The organism is Klebsiella sp. SYXHC3, assembly GCF_057196925.1.
On record NZ_JBXUNG010000009.1, the window covers coordinates 104,631 to 120,677 of the forward strand.

A 16,047-nucleotide genomic window follows, 5' to 3' on the forward strand; every position below is an offset into this window, starting at 1 on the left:
AGCGTGCGCAAACCGCTGGCGAAAGAGGGGAGGGATGCTCTCTTTTTGCACAAAAATAGCGTTTAAAATAGACAGAAATGAAAATTTTTAGTTCTCTGTTTTGTCTCTATAAATTCTCTATTTGAACTCAATGGGTTAATCGAAATCTCCATTGTTTCTCAAATAAAACTCGGAATTGTCTCTTTTTCGTGCTCTTGCGCTGCTTTTTAACTCTTGCTACTCTTTTTGGGTCTTACATTTTCTCTTCTTTGTCTCAGTGATGGAGCAATGCGATGCGCATTTTTATCGATGATGGTTCAACCAATATCAAAATGCTGTGGGAGCAAGATGGCGAAACTTTCACCCATATCAGCCCCAATAGTTTTAAACGAGGCTGGTCTGCCACTTTCGGCGCCGGGAAGCCATTTAACTACACCGTGGATGATGAAAAGTACTCTTTCGACCTGATCACCCCCGATGCGTTACCCACCAACAATATTGATTGGCAATACAGCCCATTGAACTCCATCGCTGTCCACCATGCGCTGCTGACCAGCGGTCTGGAACCGCAGGATGTCGAGATTGTGGTCACCCTGCCGCTGACCGAATTTTATGATGAAGATGCGCAATATCGTCTTGATAACATTGAGCGTAAGAAAAAGAGCCTGCTTCGCGAAGTTAAACTGAATAAAGGCGTGGTGTTCAATATCACCAAAGTCACCGTGCGTCCGGAATCCATTCCGGCGGGTATCAGCCTGTGTGATGAGCTGAAACCGTCGCATTCGGTGCTGATTGTCGACCTCGGCGGCACCACGCTGGATATTTCGATGGTGGCCGGGCAAATGACCTCGGTTTCGCGCATTTACGGCGACCCGAAGCTGGGCGTGTCGCTGGTGACCGACGCCGTTAAGCTGGCGCTGGCGCGGGCGAATACCGATACCTCCAGTTATAACGTTGATCAGATAATCATCAACCGCCACGACGAAGAGTATTTGACCGATAACATCAACGATCCGGATGCGGTATCTGAGGTGAAAAAGGTTATCTCCAATAGCATCGAACGGCTGACGACTCGCGTTCTGACGGCGATTGATAGTTTTAAAGGCTATTCGCACGCCATCGTGATTGGCGGCGGCGCGCCGCTGGTTGCCGATGCGATTCGCGAACGTATGGGTCTGCGCGAAGATCGCTTTGTGGTGGCCGACGAGCCGCAGTTCGCCCTCGTGCGTGGTCTGAAAATTATTGGTTAAGGAGCGTCTATGACTCTGGATCGCAGAAAGGTTCTGATATACCTGCGCCCGGATATCAGCGCCAGCGAGCGCTTTGCGGACGCGAAAATTGAGGCCCATCATCGCGGCGATCGCGGGGATATGTCGCGTACGGCGCTGTTGGCGGGGTTAGCGTTGGGTGAAGTTGATAGCCGGCTGCCGTCAATGCTGGCGGCGCTGCTGGCGGAAGATACGCCACCGGAGACGCTGCGCAGAATGCTGGCCTCGTTTCTTGAGATTCAGCCAGCCTCTTCCGCTCCGGCATCCGCGCCAGCGGCCGCGCCGGTTAAGGCACCCGAGCCGCCTGCACCGGTGAGCGAGAGCGTCTCCGCGCGTAATCTCGCCGGCTCGCTGCCGGATTAAGCGCTTATCCCGGCTTTCGCTACGCTCAGCCGGGCTACGGTTTGCGCTGTGAGCGACCTGTAGGCCGGGTAAGGCGGAACGCCGCGACCCGGGAATTCCGCTTAGCTATGGGTCAAAAAGCGGGCCAGACGCTGCTGCAGTAGTCGATTTTCGCGGGTGAGTCGCGCATTTTCATCCAGCAGCGTCAACGCCACCGCAATCCCCGGCCAGTCCAGCTCCAGCTCGTTACGCAGGCGCACAGCGCGATGCACAATCGTCACCGCGCTGTCGTCAAACAGCCAGGTTTCAGCCTGCGGCTGGTGCGGCTCAATCATCCCTAAGCCGACGATTTCCGTCAGCTCCTCTTCCGACACCCCGGTGCGCAGGCACAACTCGGTGATGGTAAACGTCACTGTTACTTTAGCCATCAGGCTTTCCCCCATGTCTTACGCGGATCGAAGCTGGCTTCGCTTTCGGCGAGCTGCTGCCAGAGCTCACGCGCTTTTTCATCTGGTTTTGGCGGCATAACGATTTTGATGACGGCGAACAAATCGCCGGTGTGGGTTTTGCTCACCAACCCTTTGCCCTTGATACGCAGCCGTTGTCCCGCCTGACTACCCGCTGGAATTGTCAGCAGAATGCTCTCTTTTAACGTCGGTACGGTGACTTTCGCCCCCAGCGCGGCTTCCCACGGCGCCAGCGGCAGTACGATCTCCAGGTTATGACCGTTGATGTCGAACAGCGGATGCGGCGCGATATGAATCACCAGCCACAGATCGCCATTCGGGCCGCCGTTTTCGCCCGGTGTCCCCTGGCCTTTCAGGCGAATACGCTGGCCATCGCTGACCCCCGCCGGAATTTTCACATTCAGGGTTTTCGGTGTTTCACTCTCAACCATGCCGAAGACGTTATAGACCGGCAGCTTGTAGCTGATGGTACGAGTCTGTTCGGTGAGGGTTTCTTCGAGGAACACCGCCACTTCGATTTCGACATCGTGGCCGCGCTCGGCGCGCTGGCGGCGGGCGTGATGCGCCTGCTGGCCGAACATCGAGGAGAAGATATCGTCGAAGTCCTGCTGGCTGTAGCTTTGTTCGTGGGCGTGCTGCTGGCGGTTGAACTGCGGATCGTTGCGGTGCTGCCAAAGTTGATCATATTCGGCGCGACGCTGATCGTCTTTGAGAACTTCCCATGCTTCGGCGAGATCTTTGAATTTTGCTTCGGCATCGGGTTCTTTGCTGACGTCGGGGTGATATTTACGAGCCAAACGGCGATAGGCGGTCTTGATGGTTTTCAGATCGTCCGTTGGCTTAACCCCCAGAATGGTATAATAATCCTTTAATTCCATGGTGTTATCTCATTTATGCTCAAAAATCTGGTCACAGAATCCCTGGATCAGGCGGCTCTATTAAGCGTAGGGCAAATGAGAAAGGGTGGCGGAGAAAAGTGGCGAAAACTTGACGCCGTCGGGGGTGACGGCGTTCAGTGATTATTCTGGGGTACCGGAGCGGTAGTTGCGCCGCCATCCTTCCAGCAGCACCAACGCCGCGCCAATGGCCCCGGCAACAAAATGTAGATAATTCGGGGAATGGGGGAACAACTGAACAAAGGTCGGGTCGGTTACCATCATTGAACCGGCAATCCAGCCAATCAGCGCGCCGCCCAGTAATACGACCGAGGGAAAGCGAGTCAGGATTGCCAACACCAGCTTACTACCGGCGACAATAATCGGAATGCTGATTAATACCCCTAGCGCCACCAGTAACAGATGGCCTTTACCGGCGGCGGCCACGGCCAGTACGTTATCCAGCGACATGATGACATCGGCGACGGTGATGGTGACGGCGGTGCGCCATAGGCTGCTTGAGCTGCTGATATCGTTCTCTTCTTCCTCGTTGGCGACCAGCTTAATGCCAATCCACAGTAGCAGTAGCGCGCCGACGATTTTAAGCCACGGCAACGACAGTAAATAGAGTGCCACCGCCAGCAGCGCGACCCTGGCGATAATCGCGCCGAGAGTACCGATAACAATGGCTTTGGTGCGCAGATGCGCCGGCAGCTTGCGGCAGGCCATGGCGATGACCACCGCGTTATCGCCGCCTAATAACAAATCGATGGCGATGATTTGTAGCAAAATGACGGCGAAGTCCCACTGACTCAATATTTCGTTCATGCCTGGCTCGTATTGCAAATAATGTCGATCAAAAAAGATGGGCGCAGGGTACTCCCGTTCTTCGCCCCTGACCACCCTTCAAGCCGTAGGGGGAATCGGGGCGTCTGACAAATAAAGTTACGAATCAATGCATAGACTGACAATGATTCGCCGCCAAAGGATGATATTTTGTCCGATTAGGCTCACCTGCCGTCTACTTTTTCGTAAGGACTTTTCAATATGTCTGGCATCAAGAATCTACTTATTCTCGCCCTGGCGGGCGCTTCCCTGCTGCCGGCGCTGGCCAGCGCCGCTGACGCGCCGGCCGCGACTTTCACCGCGGAGCAGGAAGCGCGTATTGGCAAAATCGCCGCTGACTACCTGGTCGCTCATCCGGAAGTGCTATTGCAGGCCAGCCAAAAGCTGCAGCAAATTCAGGCGGAACAGCAGGCCAGCGCCGCTACCCAGGCGGTAATCAAGAATGCCGACAAGCTGACGCAGGATAAGGCCACGCCAACCTACGGCCCGGCTAACGGTAAAGTTACCGTTATCGAGTTCTTCGATTATCAATGCATCTACTGTAGCCGCCTCGCGCCGGTTATGGAGCAGGTAATTAAAGACCATCCGCAAACCCGCTTTGCTTTCAAAGAGTGGCCGATTTTCGGCAGCCGCTGGGCAACCTCGCTGGACGCGGCGAAAACCGGCCTGCAGATTTATCAGCAGAAAGGGGCCGAGGCCTACCTGACTTACCACAACGGCGTTTACGCCACCGGGCATAACGAAGGTAAACTGACGGCGGCGGACATCCAGCAGCAGGCGAAGAAGGAGAACTTTGACGCCAAAAAAGCGGCGGACGTCGAACCGGCGCTGGAAAACATTAACCAGCTGGCGCAGGAGATTGGCTTAAGCGGTACGCCTGGCGTGATTGTCATGCCGACAACCGGCGCGACCGAAGCGACCATTACCGTCTTCCCGGGACTGGCTGACAAAGCCTCGCTGGATGCGGCGATTAAGAAAGCCGGCGGTCAGTAATCTCACCGGGCTGAAAGAGGAAAGGCCGCACGTGATGCGGCCTTTTTGGTGGTTCCGTTAGCGTTCGTCTTCCTCGTTCTGATTGATTTTTAAATCAATGATTCTGCCAATCTGGTCGTGGTATACCGTCAGCAGATTATATTGGCTCATCTCGGAAATGATCTGCGGCGCGATATTAAAGCTCTCTGCCAGCTCTTCATGGCGCAGCGAGGCCATGCTGCCGTGCCGCCGGGCGTTATAACGGCGTAGATTGTACTGATACCACAAAATCAGCAGCCAGCCGTTAATTGCCGCCACCAGTAAATAGACCAGCACGGTATTAAACGACGCCATAATCGCGTCCCAGCTGTCGTTACCGCGCTCGGTAAACTGCATCAGCAGGTTGGCATACAGAAAAAAGGCGAAGCCGGCCCACGCGATAGCGGTTAACACGCCGTCAAAGATCCGCGGCAGCATACGATGCTCGGTTAATATCAGGGTTTGTTCGTTCATGACATTCTTCCTTTACCTCTATCGGGGCTGACCCAGCGAGCCCTGGCGCGTTTACGTTTCAACATGACTTTGGGGAAGGCGACGATGGTGGTTAACAGGCCGATCATCCAGTACACCATCGGAAACCAGATCACCCAGAACAGCGAGCCGGCGACGCCGCGTTCATAGCGCCGTTCGATGTACAGGCTGGCGATAAACTGCAGCAGACACATCACCCCCAGCAGTAGCCCGGTAAATTCCGGCGGAAAAAGGCTGCGGACGGTCAGATTCTCCGGCAGCGGGGCAAAATGGCTGGCGATGAACAGCAAAATGGTGACCGCATAGGCGAAGGCCCACAGCGTGGAGAGGGCATATTCGAGGAACAGCGGCCACATCCGGTGATGCTCCCAGCGAAACAGGCGGCGAAGATTGACCAGGAAAACCTCGGCGCCGCCCTGCGCCCAGCGTAACCGCTGTTTCCACAGCCCCTTCAGCGTCTCCGGCATCAGGATCCAGCACAGCGCCCGCGGCTCGAAGAAAATCGCCCAATGGCGTAGCTGCAGCTTCCAGCTGATATCGATATCTTCGGTGATCATATCCGGGCTCCAGTAACCGACGTCCGCCAGCGCCTGGCGACGAAAAGCGGCAATCACCCCGGAGACGGTAAACACCCGGCCGTAAATACGCTGGGTACGCTTAATCAGCCCGATTATCGAAGAGAACTCGCCGACCTGAATGCGGCCAATCAGCGTCGATCGGGTACGAATACGCGGGTTGCCGGTCACCGCGCCGACGTGGGGATACTGAATCAGCGGCGCCACAAGGTAGGCGGCGGTATCGCGATCGAGCAGGGCATCGCCGTCGATGCACACCAGCAAGTCCCCGCGCGCGGCGGCGGCGCCGGCTTTCAGCGCTACCGCTTTCCCCTGATTTTCGGCCAGATGAATCACCCGCAGCAGAGCGTACTCTTCCGCCAGTTGATTCAGCACCCTGGCGGTATCGTCGGAGGATCCGTCGTTGATGGCGATTACCTCAATGTTGCGATAGCGCTGCGCCAGCGCGGCTTCGATGGTCTCGCGGGCATTTTTCTCCTCGTTAAAGCAGGGAATCAAAATGGAGATCAACGGATTACCCGCCAGCTCCGGCGGCGGGGTATCTTTACCCCACGGCCAGTGGCGCTCCAGTTGAAACCAAAAGTAGAGCCCGCCGGTTATCCACAGCACCGACATAAACAGCGGCCAAAAAAAGACGAAATCCAGTATCAACTCGCCGGTGAAAACGGCGGCCACGCCCAGAGGCAGCCCGAAAACCAGGCATAAAATCGAAAATGCGATAATGCGATCAGTCATTGTTGGGATACCAGTACGATGAAAACAGGGGCCTGATTTTCGAGATATCAGGCTGATTATTAAGGAAATCGTCGGGGTAGTAGCCGTAATTGTTGACGCCGTTGAGCTGTAACGTCCGCATCCAGTCGACCAGCTGTTGGTCAGGGATGGCGTTCTGCTGAGGGAGATTCCAGTCTTTAGCCTGCAGCTCAAAAATGGTTTTCTTCAATGCGCCCGGCCTGGCGCTGACGGCGCGCACCAGGCGAGCCAGCCACGCATCGCTTTCCGCGACCGGAACGGATTCCATCAGCGGCATCGCCATCGGCACCGTCCAGTCGTAGGCCGCCAGAAAATCATCCAGATTCTGCGCGAACCAGGCCTCGCTTTCCGGCTGCAGGATCGGCAGGGCGAAGATATTGCGCGCGGTTCTCACCTGTGGGCCGCGAATCGCTTTCACGCTCTGGCTGAGCGTGCGGGTGAAGTCGATAAGCGTCTGGCTTTTAAACCGCGTCCAGGCGTGCAGCGCGGCGGGGTTTTGGCGGATCTGCGCGATATCCTCCCGATGGCCCGCCGCCCGCCAGGCGGCCATCGCCCCGGCGCCGGCATCCTCATAATCCGTTAGCACCGCGTCGTCGTGGAACAGCACGCCGTCAAAGGTCGCGTAGCGGGCAAGGTCCTGATAAATATCGCGGATCTCATCGCGCACCTGGCTGTTCCATGGCGACAGACGTACATAGGGGCGAGTGGCCTGGCGCAGCGTGTTGCTCTGCTCATCCCAGCGCTGTACGCGCGGCAGCGCACTGTCCAGATCGAACGCCAGCACCGGCATCCACGCATACACTTTGGCGCCGCCGCGCGTCTGCAATTGCCAGGCGACGAAATTAAACAGATCGGCGCGCATCGGCAGGCGGCGGTTGGGGAAGTAGAGCGCTTTCACCGTGCCGTCGCCGAGCGGATCGGAAAAGGCCTGCAGGAAAACGTGAGTGATTTTCATGTCGTAGACGCGCTGGATCAGCTTATCGATATTTTTGCGCTGCTGAGCCGGGTCTTTATCGTAGACATAATCAAGATCGACGTGCATCACCCGAACTGGTTCACGCTCCTGGATTTGCGTCACCTGGCTGGCGAAAGCCTTGATCGACGGATTACCGGAGATAAGCAGACGGGGAATATTATCCAGATCGCGCACATCGCCCAGACCATCGCCGAGGGTAAATGCCAGTTGATAGCCGCGATTTTTGGCGATAGCCAGCGATGTGCCGTTGGCGGCGCCGTAGGGCCATACCCAGGCGCGCGGCGCTTTGCCGGTGACATCGGCGATTTTGTCGCTCACTTTGCGCACGTCGGTATCGATGCGTTGGTGAAACTGCTGGTCGCTTTCGTAGCGTCCGCTGGCTTTATCATAAAAGCGGTTGGCAACCGCCGGTTCGCGGCTGCCCTGTGGATTGGCCTGAATACCGTAGTGTGAAGCCCAGGTATGCGCACCGATTTCAACCAGCGGCGATTGCGCGAGCTCGCGCACCATCTCCCAGGTGGCGAAACGCTCGCGCGGAGTCATCAGACCGCCGAAATCGACTTTTTTCTGTCCCGGCGTATCGACCCAGCTGCCTACCGGCGCCCATAGAGCCGGTACATTCCAGGCTTTTAACAGCGGCCAGACCCGGGTGTAAAAACTGCTGTAGCCATCATCGAAACTCAGCAGAAATGCCTTCGGCGGCAGGGTGATTAACCCCGCGTTGGCGTCGAGAATATTTTGCACGCTGACGGCCTTATAACCATTGTGCAGCAGCCAGCCGATTTGATCGTTGAGCGCGCTGGTACGCACCGCCAGATAGCGCTGATCGGCGGCATCGTCTTCCACATCGTGATAGGCCAGTACCAGAAACTTATTCTGCGGCCAGGGCTTATTCGCCTCCGGCTGCGGCCGCGCGTCCGGCGGCAGAAAAGGAATCGTCTCTGCGCGAAGCGCGCAGGTCATCAGGAGCCAGCCGATAACCATCAGGCTGATGCGGATACTTTTGTTGACCATGTTTATCCTTAAAACCGTAAATTCGCATCAAGGGCAATGGAGAGATTACTTTCGCGTTTGCCGTCGTAAGGGCGCTTGTCCCAGTTCAGCATCACGCCGGTGTCGATCACGTTGTTCCAGCGAATACGCTGGCCGTAGCCAAGCATGGCGATAGCCCCGGCCGAATATGCTTTTTGCCAGTAGGCGCCGCCGCCTGCCGCAAGCTGCTGGCTCCAGACGGTATCGTAGTGCTGATACATGACGTGATCGGCGACCAGCGCCGAGGTGGCGGCGAAGTCGCGTTTCGGGTTGTAGTAGAGGGTATCCGTCCGGCTGTTGGCGCTGGCGGAGAGCCCAGGTTCCAGATCGAGCGTGATGGTTGGCGATTGCCAGAGCCGCTCTTTGCCGGAGAAGGTGTATTCCTGACGACGGTTGTGGTCGGAGAAGCGGCTGGCGGCGGCGCTGAAGCGATATTCGCGTCGTTCGTTTTGATACCAGCGAACCCAGCCCTCGCCGCGGTTGGCGCTGATACCATTGCGCAGCGCGCGCAGCGGCGTCTGCCGTGACAGACGTTCGACCTCGCCGCCAATCTGCCATTGGTCGTTGAAACTTTGCCAGGCGGAAAGCCGGGCGCCGGGTTTGTTGTCGCCGGCGAAATTGTTGTTGGAGATTTCCAGTTCAGCCCAGGCATCACGCGGGCGCCATTCGATACCGCCAAAGAGCTGGCGGCTGGAGCCTTTTCCTTCATCAAAATTTCCTTTGGCGAAGCGATTACCGGCGAAAAGCCGCCAGTTATCAGCGATTGGCGGGCCGTAAATCGCCGCATCCCAGCTAAAATCGTGGCTACCGCTGACCGGGTTATCCGAGTGGATCCCCTGAGTACTGTTGAGACGCAATTCCGACATATGGTGCACCTCACGAGCGCGGACTAATTTTTGCGTGCTCAGGTCTTCAGGGCTGCGCGCCAGCAAGTCATCGGTTAATAGCTCCATCTGCCGCCACTCCTGAAGATCCATCGCTACGTAGGCCTGCTGGCGTTCGAGGGGGATATTCGAAGGCTCCAACGCTTCCGCCGCTTTCAGTTCCCGTTCGGCGGCGCGGGGTAGACCGCGCGCCTGCAGTATCGCCGCGTAGTCAATGCGCAGCCCCTGATTACCGGGCGCGGTGGCGGCCAGCCGGCGGGAGAGACGCTCGGCTTCCGGCAGCGCATTAGTACTCAGTAGATACTGTACCTTCAGCGATTGGGCGTTCAGCCACGGATCGTTTGGCTGCGGCGTCGGCGAGCCGTAGAGGCGGCGGGTGTAGGGGACACCGTTAGTCACTATGGCGAGATAGTCGCGGGCGGCCTGATACTGGCCGCTGTCCAGCAGCGCGTAAAATAACTCATGCCGATCATCTTGCGGATCGGGGCGATAAAGGGGATATTGGCGGGCGATCGCCAGCGCGGCCTCGACGTTCTGTTGCGCAAGGTAAGAGGAGATGACCCAGCCGATGGCCCAGTCAGGAACGGGCTGCTGAGCGGCGGTCAGCGACTGATATTCTTTGATGACCTGGGGGTAATCGCCGCGGGTGTATAGCGCACCGAGGCGGTCAATACGCGCGCGGGCAAGATCCTCTGCGGCCTGCGGATCCTGACGCCAACGGGCGAACAGCGCGTCGTAGCGGTTGAGCGCCGCTTGCGCCAGGCGAAAGCGCTCCTGTTCACCGCGGGTAGGGGTGTCCGCCAGCCGTACCCACTCCGCCGCCGCGTCCATTTCCAGCTTTCGCTGCTGCGCAGGCGTTAAGGTGGTTTTGGTTGACCATTGCAGCGCGGGAGTACTGATGCGATTGCTGCTCAGGCTCTCAAGCAAGCTATTGAGCGTTTCTCTGTTTTGCGGCGCAAGCTCCTGCGCGCGCATATCGGTGAGCAGCTGGTCCCAGCTTTTTCCCTGACGTAAATAGACGTAGGAGAGCGTCTGCAGGTGAGCGGTGCTGGGTGTGGTGGCGGCTAAGCGCCGGGCTTCACTTAGCGCCTGCCCGTCATGACGCGCATCGGCAAGCGTTTTAATCCGGCCAATAAGATAATCGTCGTTCATCGGCTGTTGGCTGAGCGCTTGATCCCAAAGCGCCAGCGCCGAAGACCACCGTTTTTGATTACGGTAAGCCTGCGCCGCTGCTGCCGTACCACGTGCCGGTAGCGCCATATAAACCTGATAGCGCTGCCAGACCTGGATAACTTCTTCATCACGTCCAGCCCAGGAGGCAACTTGTAGCCAGTCGGCGACTTGCTCGGGCGTCAAGGCATGTTGTTGTTGATACTGCTGAAGATAATCGAGAAAAGGGGAGTAATTACCTTCACGCGCCTGTAGCACATGCTGATCATATATCGACTCAGCCCCCTGAGCCAGAATAGGCGTTAACAACAATAAACTAATTGAAAACGAGAATGTCGTGCGGCGATAAAAGAATAACTTATTGAAACGCGTTGATCTTCCCATAACTATTTACCATATGTCCATCAAGAATCCATTGCACAACACGTCGGCCTTTTAGCTGAATGCAAAAGGATGGGTAATGAGTTTTTACCTGACGGTACGCGACTGCGATTACTTATTTAAGGTAATAAAATATCTCCTCGCGATAACGGGGTGGCGATTAATGTACACCTGATATGTTTGCCTGAAAATATGTCAAATAATAGACCTGTGGTTTTAAGATAAATCTGGAAATTGTCTTTTTATAGAATAATTAATTTTCTGATGTTACGCATAACTAACTGAATTGGAAAAAGTTAAGGTCTGTCCGAAATTCTGTTTTAATGTTTTTGGTTCGCTTTTCCACGCATAATGTTAGGCTGTTGTTGTAGATATTTAAGACGATTTTTGACAAAAAATCTCAATAGTAGAAAAGCTTCTTTTTTGTGCGAGTTTTTTATTTATAATTAGCCGAAGGGCAGATAATTAGGAAATGACGTAAGAGTCGTGGAGTGGAGCGTTCACTATAGATGGAGAGGTTGGAGGTTTACTAAAACGACAAACACATGCTTTATTTTGCTCGCCATAGTCAGCACGCCACCAGGCGCTGTGCATATTCTCCCTGGAGGGGTTTTGTTGCTTTATTGTTAAAGGGATGATTTGTGGCAACGACAATGTTTTTAGTTACTCAGGATCACTATCTCTTTGAAGGGGTAAGGATTTTCTTTCCAGATATCATCCAGTTACATTCGATTGAGCATAAGCTTTTTGAGAGTGATGCCGAGGAGTTTTCGGTGCTGGTGGATAGTCGGGCGCCGCTTTGTTTTTATGATTATCTTATTCCTGGCGCAGCGGAGGCGGGTAAACGTATCTGCTGTATTATGCTTGATATGCGCCATCGGGAAGAGCATTTGCTGAGCTTAAAGTGGTTTCTCAACATGTCTTTGACGCCGACGGATATGGCTAATTTATTTAGCCTGTTTCTTGATGTGAAGAGTAAGCGGCTGACCCGAGAATGGCTCAAGAATTTCAGTCTGAAACCACAGGAACATATGACGTTGACTTTGCTCAGGGCCGGAATGACCATGGATCAAATTGCTGGGGTGCTTAATACTTCAGTGAAAAGCCTGTATCGTAAACGCATTGAGCTTTATGAACGTCTGGGGCTGGCCAACTTTAATGAGGCCTGTTTGTTTATCTTTAAAAATAGACTGCTGGAGTGTCCCGCACAGAAGCGATAAAAAGGGAAATGAATACAGAGTAAGGTATCTACGACAAGCTACTCAACAACGGTATTATGTTAATTTAATCAATCATTGATAGGTATAACCGTAGTTCAGGAATAACTCAGATGATAATCCGCGGTATATGATAAAAATGCTCTTTGGAAGTACTTACTGCTTCGGCAGTTTTAATGCACACAGCAATTAATATTATAAATGCCCTCAATATTGAGCTGGCATAGATTTATCGTGGATCAAATTATCGGGGTTTTCTTTCATTATTTCTTCGGATGGCGTGGTTATATTTATATACGCAAATTAGCTAGCATATGTGAGAGAAATTATCGAATGATCAAGGACAGTATCGCCGAGTCTCTGGAAGCCCGTGGATTGTACCGTCGGGCCGCTTCGCGCTGGGTGGATGTGATGCAGACGTGCGTCGATGATAACGACCGTGAATGGATTAGGATGCACCGCAATAAATGCCTGAAAAAAGCGAAGCTGCCGCCGGCGCGTAAAGAAGAGTTTGCTGACATCCACAAGGCTGCCAGAGAGACGCAGTACCGTATGGGAATTGCTAAGCCGAATGGCGAAGTGTTCCGCCTTCCCGCTAAAAAGAAAACGACGCGGCGCTAGCGTTTTCAGCGACATCTTGCTGAATCAGATCAAACCGATAGTGTGGTAAGGAAGCCGCGGGTTACTGACGGCCTGTCGGCTCCGCCTCATTCAGGGAATGACTAATTCTATCTCTTACCCGTTTCAGGAAGCTAAGGGCATCTGTTTCCCACAGGTGAGGATCAAAGTCTGAACCATAGCGCATCCTGAATTCCTCTTCCGAGTTATCTGCTTCCTTCAGCAGAAGGTCAATGTCTGTGATAAGACCATGCTTCATGGCGAGATGACTATCGGCGATAAATGCGTCAATTTTGGGGTCGATCTCATCACTATCATCGATAAGGTCATAATCCTGCCCGAAGTAAACCGTGATAAAGCTGTTAAGTTCATTCAGGTTCATTTTTGTCATGTACAAACCGTGTTCAGGGTAGAGGAAAGGCTGTCAATATCGTCGGATGAAGTGAGATAATTGGAGAATACCATAAGCGATGGACATTGAATGCCTGATGGCGCTGCGCTTATCAGGCCTACGGTATGCAGTCGACGTTGAACAGCGCGCTTGTCGCGCTGGCCCCGAAGGGGTGAGCCGCGTTGCGGCGAATAATCGAACGCAGTTCGATGAAGAGTCCGGCCGCAGAAAAGCAAAAACCCGCCTTTTGGGCGGGTTCTTTAAATAGTGGTGCCCGGACTCGGACTAACGCCGCAGGCGTTGAACAGCGCGCTTGTCGCGCTGGCCCCGAAGGGGTGAGCCGCATTGCGGCGAATAATCGAACGCAGTTCGATGGAGAGTCCGGTCGCAGAAAAGCAAAAACCCGCCTTTTGGGCGGGTTCTTTAAATAGTGGTGCCCGGACTCGGAATCGAACCAAGGACACGGGGATTTTCAATCCCCTGCTCTACCGACTGAGCTATCCGGGCAACGGGGCGCATTAAACCGTAATCCGCCCACTGCGTCAATGAAATTTCTCTATTTATTGTTTGATTGCTTATCTTTGCGGCAATTTCGCGCCAAAAGGGGCGTTTTGCTTAAAATCACATCACTCCGTTATCGCCTTCGCGAACTTTCCAGCCGCTGGTGATGGCGATGGCATGGCGTTTTCCGGAGATATCGTAATCGCCAACGAGCTCTTCGTCATCCCGTGGCGAACTGATGGTTAAGATCGCATCCACTCCATGGCGGTAAGCGCCATGATGGCTGAAAATCGTGCCGATAAAGCATTTATCGTTGAGCCATACCGGGATCCACGCCACCGTTTCGACAGTATAGTGTCCTGCAGCGCCGCCATAGTAGCTGTCCGCATCGTCTTTCGCAGTGCCAGGCGGGATCGGGCAAATCGGCTCATCGCTATCGTCAGAAGATTTATCCTTTAGCAGGCTACCTTGCATGACGTCCAATGACTTCAATAAGCCAGCTCTATCTTTATCGTTTAAGGCGGGGGTGGGGGTCTGCTCGTTTTCCGCAGCGCTAATGATATTGAGGTTATAACGGTAGCGGATGGTGATGGCCGGCGTCAGGTCGCTCTGGTTGAACGGACGCAGCAGATAGAGATTATCTTCCCCAAACACGCCGTTAAACCACAGGGCGTAAACCTGGCCGTTGATTCTGATCCAGCGGCCCCACTGGTTCGCTCCGCGATCGTTAATAGAGTAAAGGGCGCCGGGCACGCCGGCATCGAAGTTATCGTCGTCATTGCTGTCGGCATTGTTCACCGACTCAAAGGCGCTATCACCGCGTTTCAGCACACCGGTATAGCTGAACAGGCCGGTGCCGCCAACATAGCTATCGATGATGAGATCGCGTTTGCCGTCGCCGTCGAGGTCGATAAGCGTGAAGCTGACTTTGCCGTTTTCCGAATCGGCGCTGATATCGGAATTCAAAAACGCTTGCCATTCATCGTCGCTGATATCCGCCGATGGCTTGGTCGTCGAGACCGGCGCGTCGTCGGCATAGGTGAGGGTAAAGTGAGTGACGTGGCCTGTGAGCGGGAACTGTTCCGCAATGTTCTCTAGCGCGAGTTCCGGGTTGCGTTTTTGCTCTTTTAGTACCGCATCGTGCAACGTCTTCAGCGCGAGTATGTCGGCCTCTCGTTGCTGACGGGGGATAACTTTGCTAACAAAGGTGGGAAGCTGCCAGGTTCCGCCTGGGGTGATTTCCCGGCACATGCCGGTACTGTACTTGAGGCTTTGCACAAAGGTTTTGCCATCCCACACACGTTCTTCCCCGTTAACACAGTCGGCGACGCCGCGTCCTTTGTTGAAGAAGGTCATTACGCCATCGTTATAGCTGGAGGCATCAGAGGTTATCAGCTGTGGCCTGGCGGCCTGTGTGTTATCGACAACCCACATCGCGTAGCCGTCGTTATAGGCGGCGCGCCAGCATAGAGTCTGCAGCAGCGAGTGATTTTTATCCAGCGGGGCGACGGTGATCTGCCGTTCGTTGGCCGGAATATCGGCGTTTTGCCAGTCATCACACTGGCTGTTGAGCGTGCTTTCCAATTGCGGCAGCCATTTCTGCTGTTGTTTCGCATTGAGCGCAACGGGCTGGGCGTTGTGAATAAACGACGCGCTCAGGATCTCCGGTGCGGGAATGGCGCGCAGGACGGTGCTGCCGTCACCGCCGCCTTTACGTAATAGCGCATCGGCGGTACCGATCCGCTGCTGGAATTCATCGATCTTGAGGAACACCGCGCTGCTGCCCGCGTTAGACAGCCGTTTGCGCTGGCCATTGAGCGCCAGCTCGATTTTAGCGTTTTGCTCCAGGGCGGTAATAAGCGCGCTGGTTTGCGTACTGTCAAAATGAAAATGGCTGTCGTCGATAGCCTCAAGCGCTCCGCGATCGTTATCGTTGATAAACAGATTTACGCTGGCATCTGGCGGAATATCGTGCTCGGTCTGCGCAAACGTGACCTGCGCGGTTGCCTGCCGCCCGGGGCCGGCGCTACGGGTCAGCAGAACGCTGACTTCGCCCATTGTCGCGCCATAGCCCGCCGCCCGGCAGGTGCCGGTATTATCGCAGGCGACTTCCCAATCTTTGTAGGCGAAAGAGAAACCGCGAGGAGGGGCGGCCATCAGCGAGGTCGAACAGAGCCCCAGTATGGCGGCCCAGAGAAGTGGACGCATAGAAATCCCTACCACAGAAAGTGTCAGGGAATTATATGCGCCTTGAGGGGGTTCGGAAATC

14 protein-coding genes, 1 tRNA gene and 1 pseudogene are annotated in these 16,047 nt (G+C 54.8%); 6 read left to right on the forward strand and 10 right to left on the reverse strand.

Going from position 1 to position 16,047, the window contains the following annotated elements; all coding sequences use genetic code 11:
* Positions 1-3 precede the first annotated feature (3 nt).
* From AC2CGP_RS19700 to AC2CGP_RS19710, 3 genes and pseudogenes are all read left to right on the forward strand, one after another.
* Positions 4-68 (forward strand): annotated as a pseudogene (locus tag AC2CGP_RS19700) (hypothetical protein); the annotation flags it as partial.
* Between the two features lie 204 nt (positions 69-272).
* Positions 273-1,229: a plasmid stability protein StbA gene (locus AC2CGP_RS19705; protein WP_015368687.1), complete on the forward strand. Its 957-nt coding sequence runs from the start codon at positions 273-275 to the stop codon at positions 1,227-1,229.
* 9 nt (positions 1,230-1,238) lie between these two features.
* Positions 1,239-1,610 (forward strand): plasmid partitioning/stability family protein, encoded by a 372-nt coding sequence (locus tag AC2CGP_RS19710; RefSeq protein WP_015704087.1) that lies wholly within the window; start codon positions 1,239-1,241, stop codon positions 1,608-1,610.
* 101 nt (positions 1,611-1,711) lie between these two features.
* Here the strand turns inward: AC2CGP_RS19710 and cbpM are convergent, their stop codons facing one another.
* The 3 genes from cbpM to AC2CGP_RS19725 all read right to left on the reverse strand — a co-directional run bounded on the left by cbpM (position 1,712) and on the right by AC2CGP_RS19725 (position 3,759).
* On the reverse strand, positions 1,712-2,017 hold the full coding sequence (gene cbpM, locus AC2CGP_RS19715; protein WP_015368685.1) for a chaperone modulator CbpM: 306 nt from the start codon (positions 2,015-2,017) through the stop codon (positions 1,712-1,714).
* A complete protein-coding gene (gene cbpA, locus AC2CGP_RS19720) occupies positions 2,017-2,934 on the reverse strand; it encodes a curved DNA-binding protein (protein WP_015368684.1) in 918 nt (305 codons plus the stop codon). The genes cbpM and cbpA overlap by 1 nt, the downstream gene beginning before the upstream one ends.
* A 141-nt stretch (positions 2,935-3,075) precedes the next feature.
* Positions 3,076-3,759 carry a TerC family protein gene (locus tag AC2CGP_RS19725; RefSeq protein WP_020079844.1) on the reverse strand — a complete coding sequence of 228 codons (684 nt, stop codon included), beginning with the start codon at positions 3,757-3,759 and terminating at the stop codon, positions 3,076-3,078.
* A gap of 219 nt (positions 3,760-3,978) precedes the next feature.
* Here AC2CGP_RS19725 and AC2CGP_RS19730 point away from each other — a divergent pair, with 219 nt between their 5' ends.
* A complete protein-coding gene (locus AC2CGP_RS19730) occupies positions 3,979-4,770 on the forward strand; it encodes a DsbA family protein (RefSeq protein ID WP_484502445.1) in 792 nt (263 codons plus the stop codon).
* Positions 4,771-4,827: 57 nt separating this feature from the next.
* On the opposite strand, the gene pgaD is transcribed toward AC2CGP_RS19730, so the two are convergent.
* Genes pgaD through pgaA form a run of 4 tightly spaced genes read right to left on the reverse strand, consistent with a single transcriptional unit; the run spans position 4,828 to position 11,054 of the window.
* The gene (gene pgaD, locus AC2CGP_RS19735; protein WP_015704090.1) at positions 4,828-5,262 is read right to left on the reverse strand and encodes a poly-beta-1,6-N-acetyl-D-glucosamine biosynthesis protein PgaD; all 435 of its coding nucleotides are present in this window, start codon (positions 5,260-5,262) and stop codon (positions 4,828-4,830) included.
* On the reverse strand, positions 5,259-6,590 hold the full coding sequence (gene pgaC, locus AC2CGP_RS19740; protein WP_046883329.1) for a poly-beta-1,6-N-acetyl-D-glucosamine synthase: 1,332 nt from the start codon (positions 6,588-6,590) through the stop codon (positions 5,259-5,261). The genes pgaD and pgaC overlap by 4 nt, the downstream gene beginning before the upstream one ends.
* Positions 6,583-8,568 carry a poly-beta-1,6-N-acetyl-D-glucosamine N-deacetylase PgaB gene (gene pgaB, locus AC2CGP_RS19745; RefSeq protein WP_370686585.1) on the reverse strand — a complete coding sequence of 662 codons (1,986 nt, stop codon included), beginning with the start codon at positions 8,566-8,568 and terminating at the stop codon, positions 6,583-6,585. The genes pgaC and pgaB overlap by 8 nt, the downstream gene beginning before the upstream one ends.
* A gap of 38 nt (positions 8,569-8,606) precedes the next feature.
* Positions 8,607-11,054, reverse strand: a complete 2,448-nt coding sequence (pgaA, locus tag AC2CGP_RS19750; protein ID WP_026612425.1) for a poly-beta-1,6 N-acetyl-D-glucosamine export porin PgaA — start codon at positions 11,052-11,054, stop codon at positions 8,607-8,609.
* Positions 11,055-11,704: 650 nt separating this feature from the next.
* Here pgaA and AC2CGP_RS19755 point away from each other — a divergent pair.
* Positions 11,705-12,271 (forward strand): helix-turn-helix transcriptional regulator, encoded by a 567-nt coding sequence (locus AC2CGP_RS19755; RefSeq protein ID WP_020079840.1) that lies wholly within the window; start codon positions 11,705-11,707, stop codon positions 12,269-12,271.
* A 330-nt stretch (positions 12,272-12,601) separates the two neighbouring features.
* Positions 12,602-12,889 (forward strand): PerC family transcriptional regulator, encoded by a 288-nt coding sequence (locus AC2CGP_RS19760; protein WP_015704092.1) that lies wholly within the window; start codon positions 12,602-12,604, stop codon positions 12,887-12,889.
* Between the two features lie 61 nt (positions 12,890-12,950).
* Here the strand turns inward: AC2CGP_RS19760 and AC2CGP_RS19765 are convergent, their stop codons facing one another.
* The 3 genes from AC2CGP_RS19765 to AC2CGP_RS19775 all read right to left on the reverse strand — a co-directional run bounded on the left by AC2CGP_RS19765 (position 12,951) and on the right by AC2CGP_RS19775 (position 15,986).
* Positions 12,951-13,277, reverse strand: coding sequence for a contact-dependent growth inhibition system immunity protein (locus tag AC2CGP_RS19765; RefSeq protein WP_015704093.1), 327 nt, complete (start codon positions 13,275-13,277; stop codon positions 12,951-12,953).
* Positions 13,278-13,708: 431 nt separating this feature from the next.
* Positions 13,709-13,784, reverse strand: a tRNA-Phe gene (locus tag AC2CGP_RS19770).
* Between the two features lie 114 nt (positions 13,785-13,898).
* Entirely contained in the window at positions 13,899-15,986 is a 2,088-nt protein-coding gene (locus AC2CGP_RS19775; RefSeq protein WP_213760150.1) for a DUF1176 domain-containing protein, read from the reverse strand.
* Between the last annotated feature and the right edge of the window lie 61 nt (positions 15,987-16,047).

Excerpts from the sequence above, each read along its gene's own strand:
- AC2CGP_RS19705 (WP_015368687.1), top strand. The coding sequence starts at position 273 with ATGCGCATTTTTATCGATGATGGTTCAACCAATATCAAAATGCTGTGG.
- cbpM (WP_015368685.1), bottom strand. The coding sequence starts at position 2,017 with ATGGCTAAAGTAACAGTGACGTTTACCATCACCGAGTTGTGCCTGCGC.
- AC2CGP_RS19725 (WP_020079844.1), bottom strand. The coding sequence starts at position 3,759 with ATGAACGAAATATTGAGTCAGTGGGACTTCGCCGTCATTTTGCTACAA.
- AC2CGP_RS19730 (WP_484502445.1), top strand. The coding sequence starts at position 3,979 with ATGTCTGGCATCAAGAATCTACTTATTCTCGCCCTGGCGGGCGCTTCC.
- cbpA (WP_015368684.1), bottom strand. The coding sequence starts at position 2,934 with ATGGAATTAAAGGATTATTATACCATTCTGGGGGTTAAGCCAACGGAC.
- pgaC (WP_046883329.1), bottom strand. The coding sequence starts at position 6,590 with ATGACTGATCGCATTATCGCATTTTCGATTTTATGCCTGGTTTTCGGG.
- pgaD (WP_015704090.1), bottom strand. The coding sequence starts at position 5,262 with ATGAACGAACAAACCCTGATATTAACCGAGCATCGTATGCTGCCGCGG.
- AC2CGP_RS19710 (WP_015704087.1), top strand. The coding sequence starts at position 1,239 with ATGACTCTGGATCGCAGAAAGGTTCTGATATACCTGCGCCCGGATATC.
- AC2CGP_RS19765 (WP_015704093.1), bottom strand. The coding sequence starts at position 13,277 with ATGACAAAAATGAACCTGAATGAACTTAACAGCTTTATCACGGTTTAC.
- pgaA (WP_026612425.1), bottom strand. The coding sequence starts at position 11,054 with ATGGGAAGATCAACGCGTTTCAATAAGTTATTCTTTTATCGCCGCACG.
- AC2CGP_RS19760 (WP_015704092.1), top strand. The coding sequence starts at position 12,602 with ATGATCAAGGACAGTATCGCCGAGTCTCTGGAAGCCCGTGGATTGTAC.
- pgaB (WP_370686585.1), bottom strand. The coding sequence starts at position 8,568 with ATGGTTATCGGCTGGCTCCTGATGACCTGCGCGCTTCGCGCAGAGACG.
- AC2CGP_RS19775 (WP_213760150.1), bottom strand. The coding sequence starts at position 15,986 with ATGCGTCCACTTCTCTGGGCCGCCATACTGGGGCTCTGTTCGACCTCG.
- AC2CGP_RS19755 (WP_020079840.1), top strand. The coding sequence starts at position 11,705 with ATGTTTTTAGTTACTCAGGATCACTATCTCTTTGAAGGGGTAAGGATT.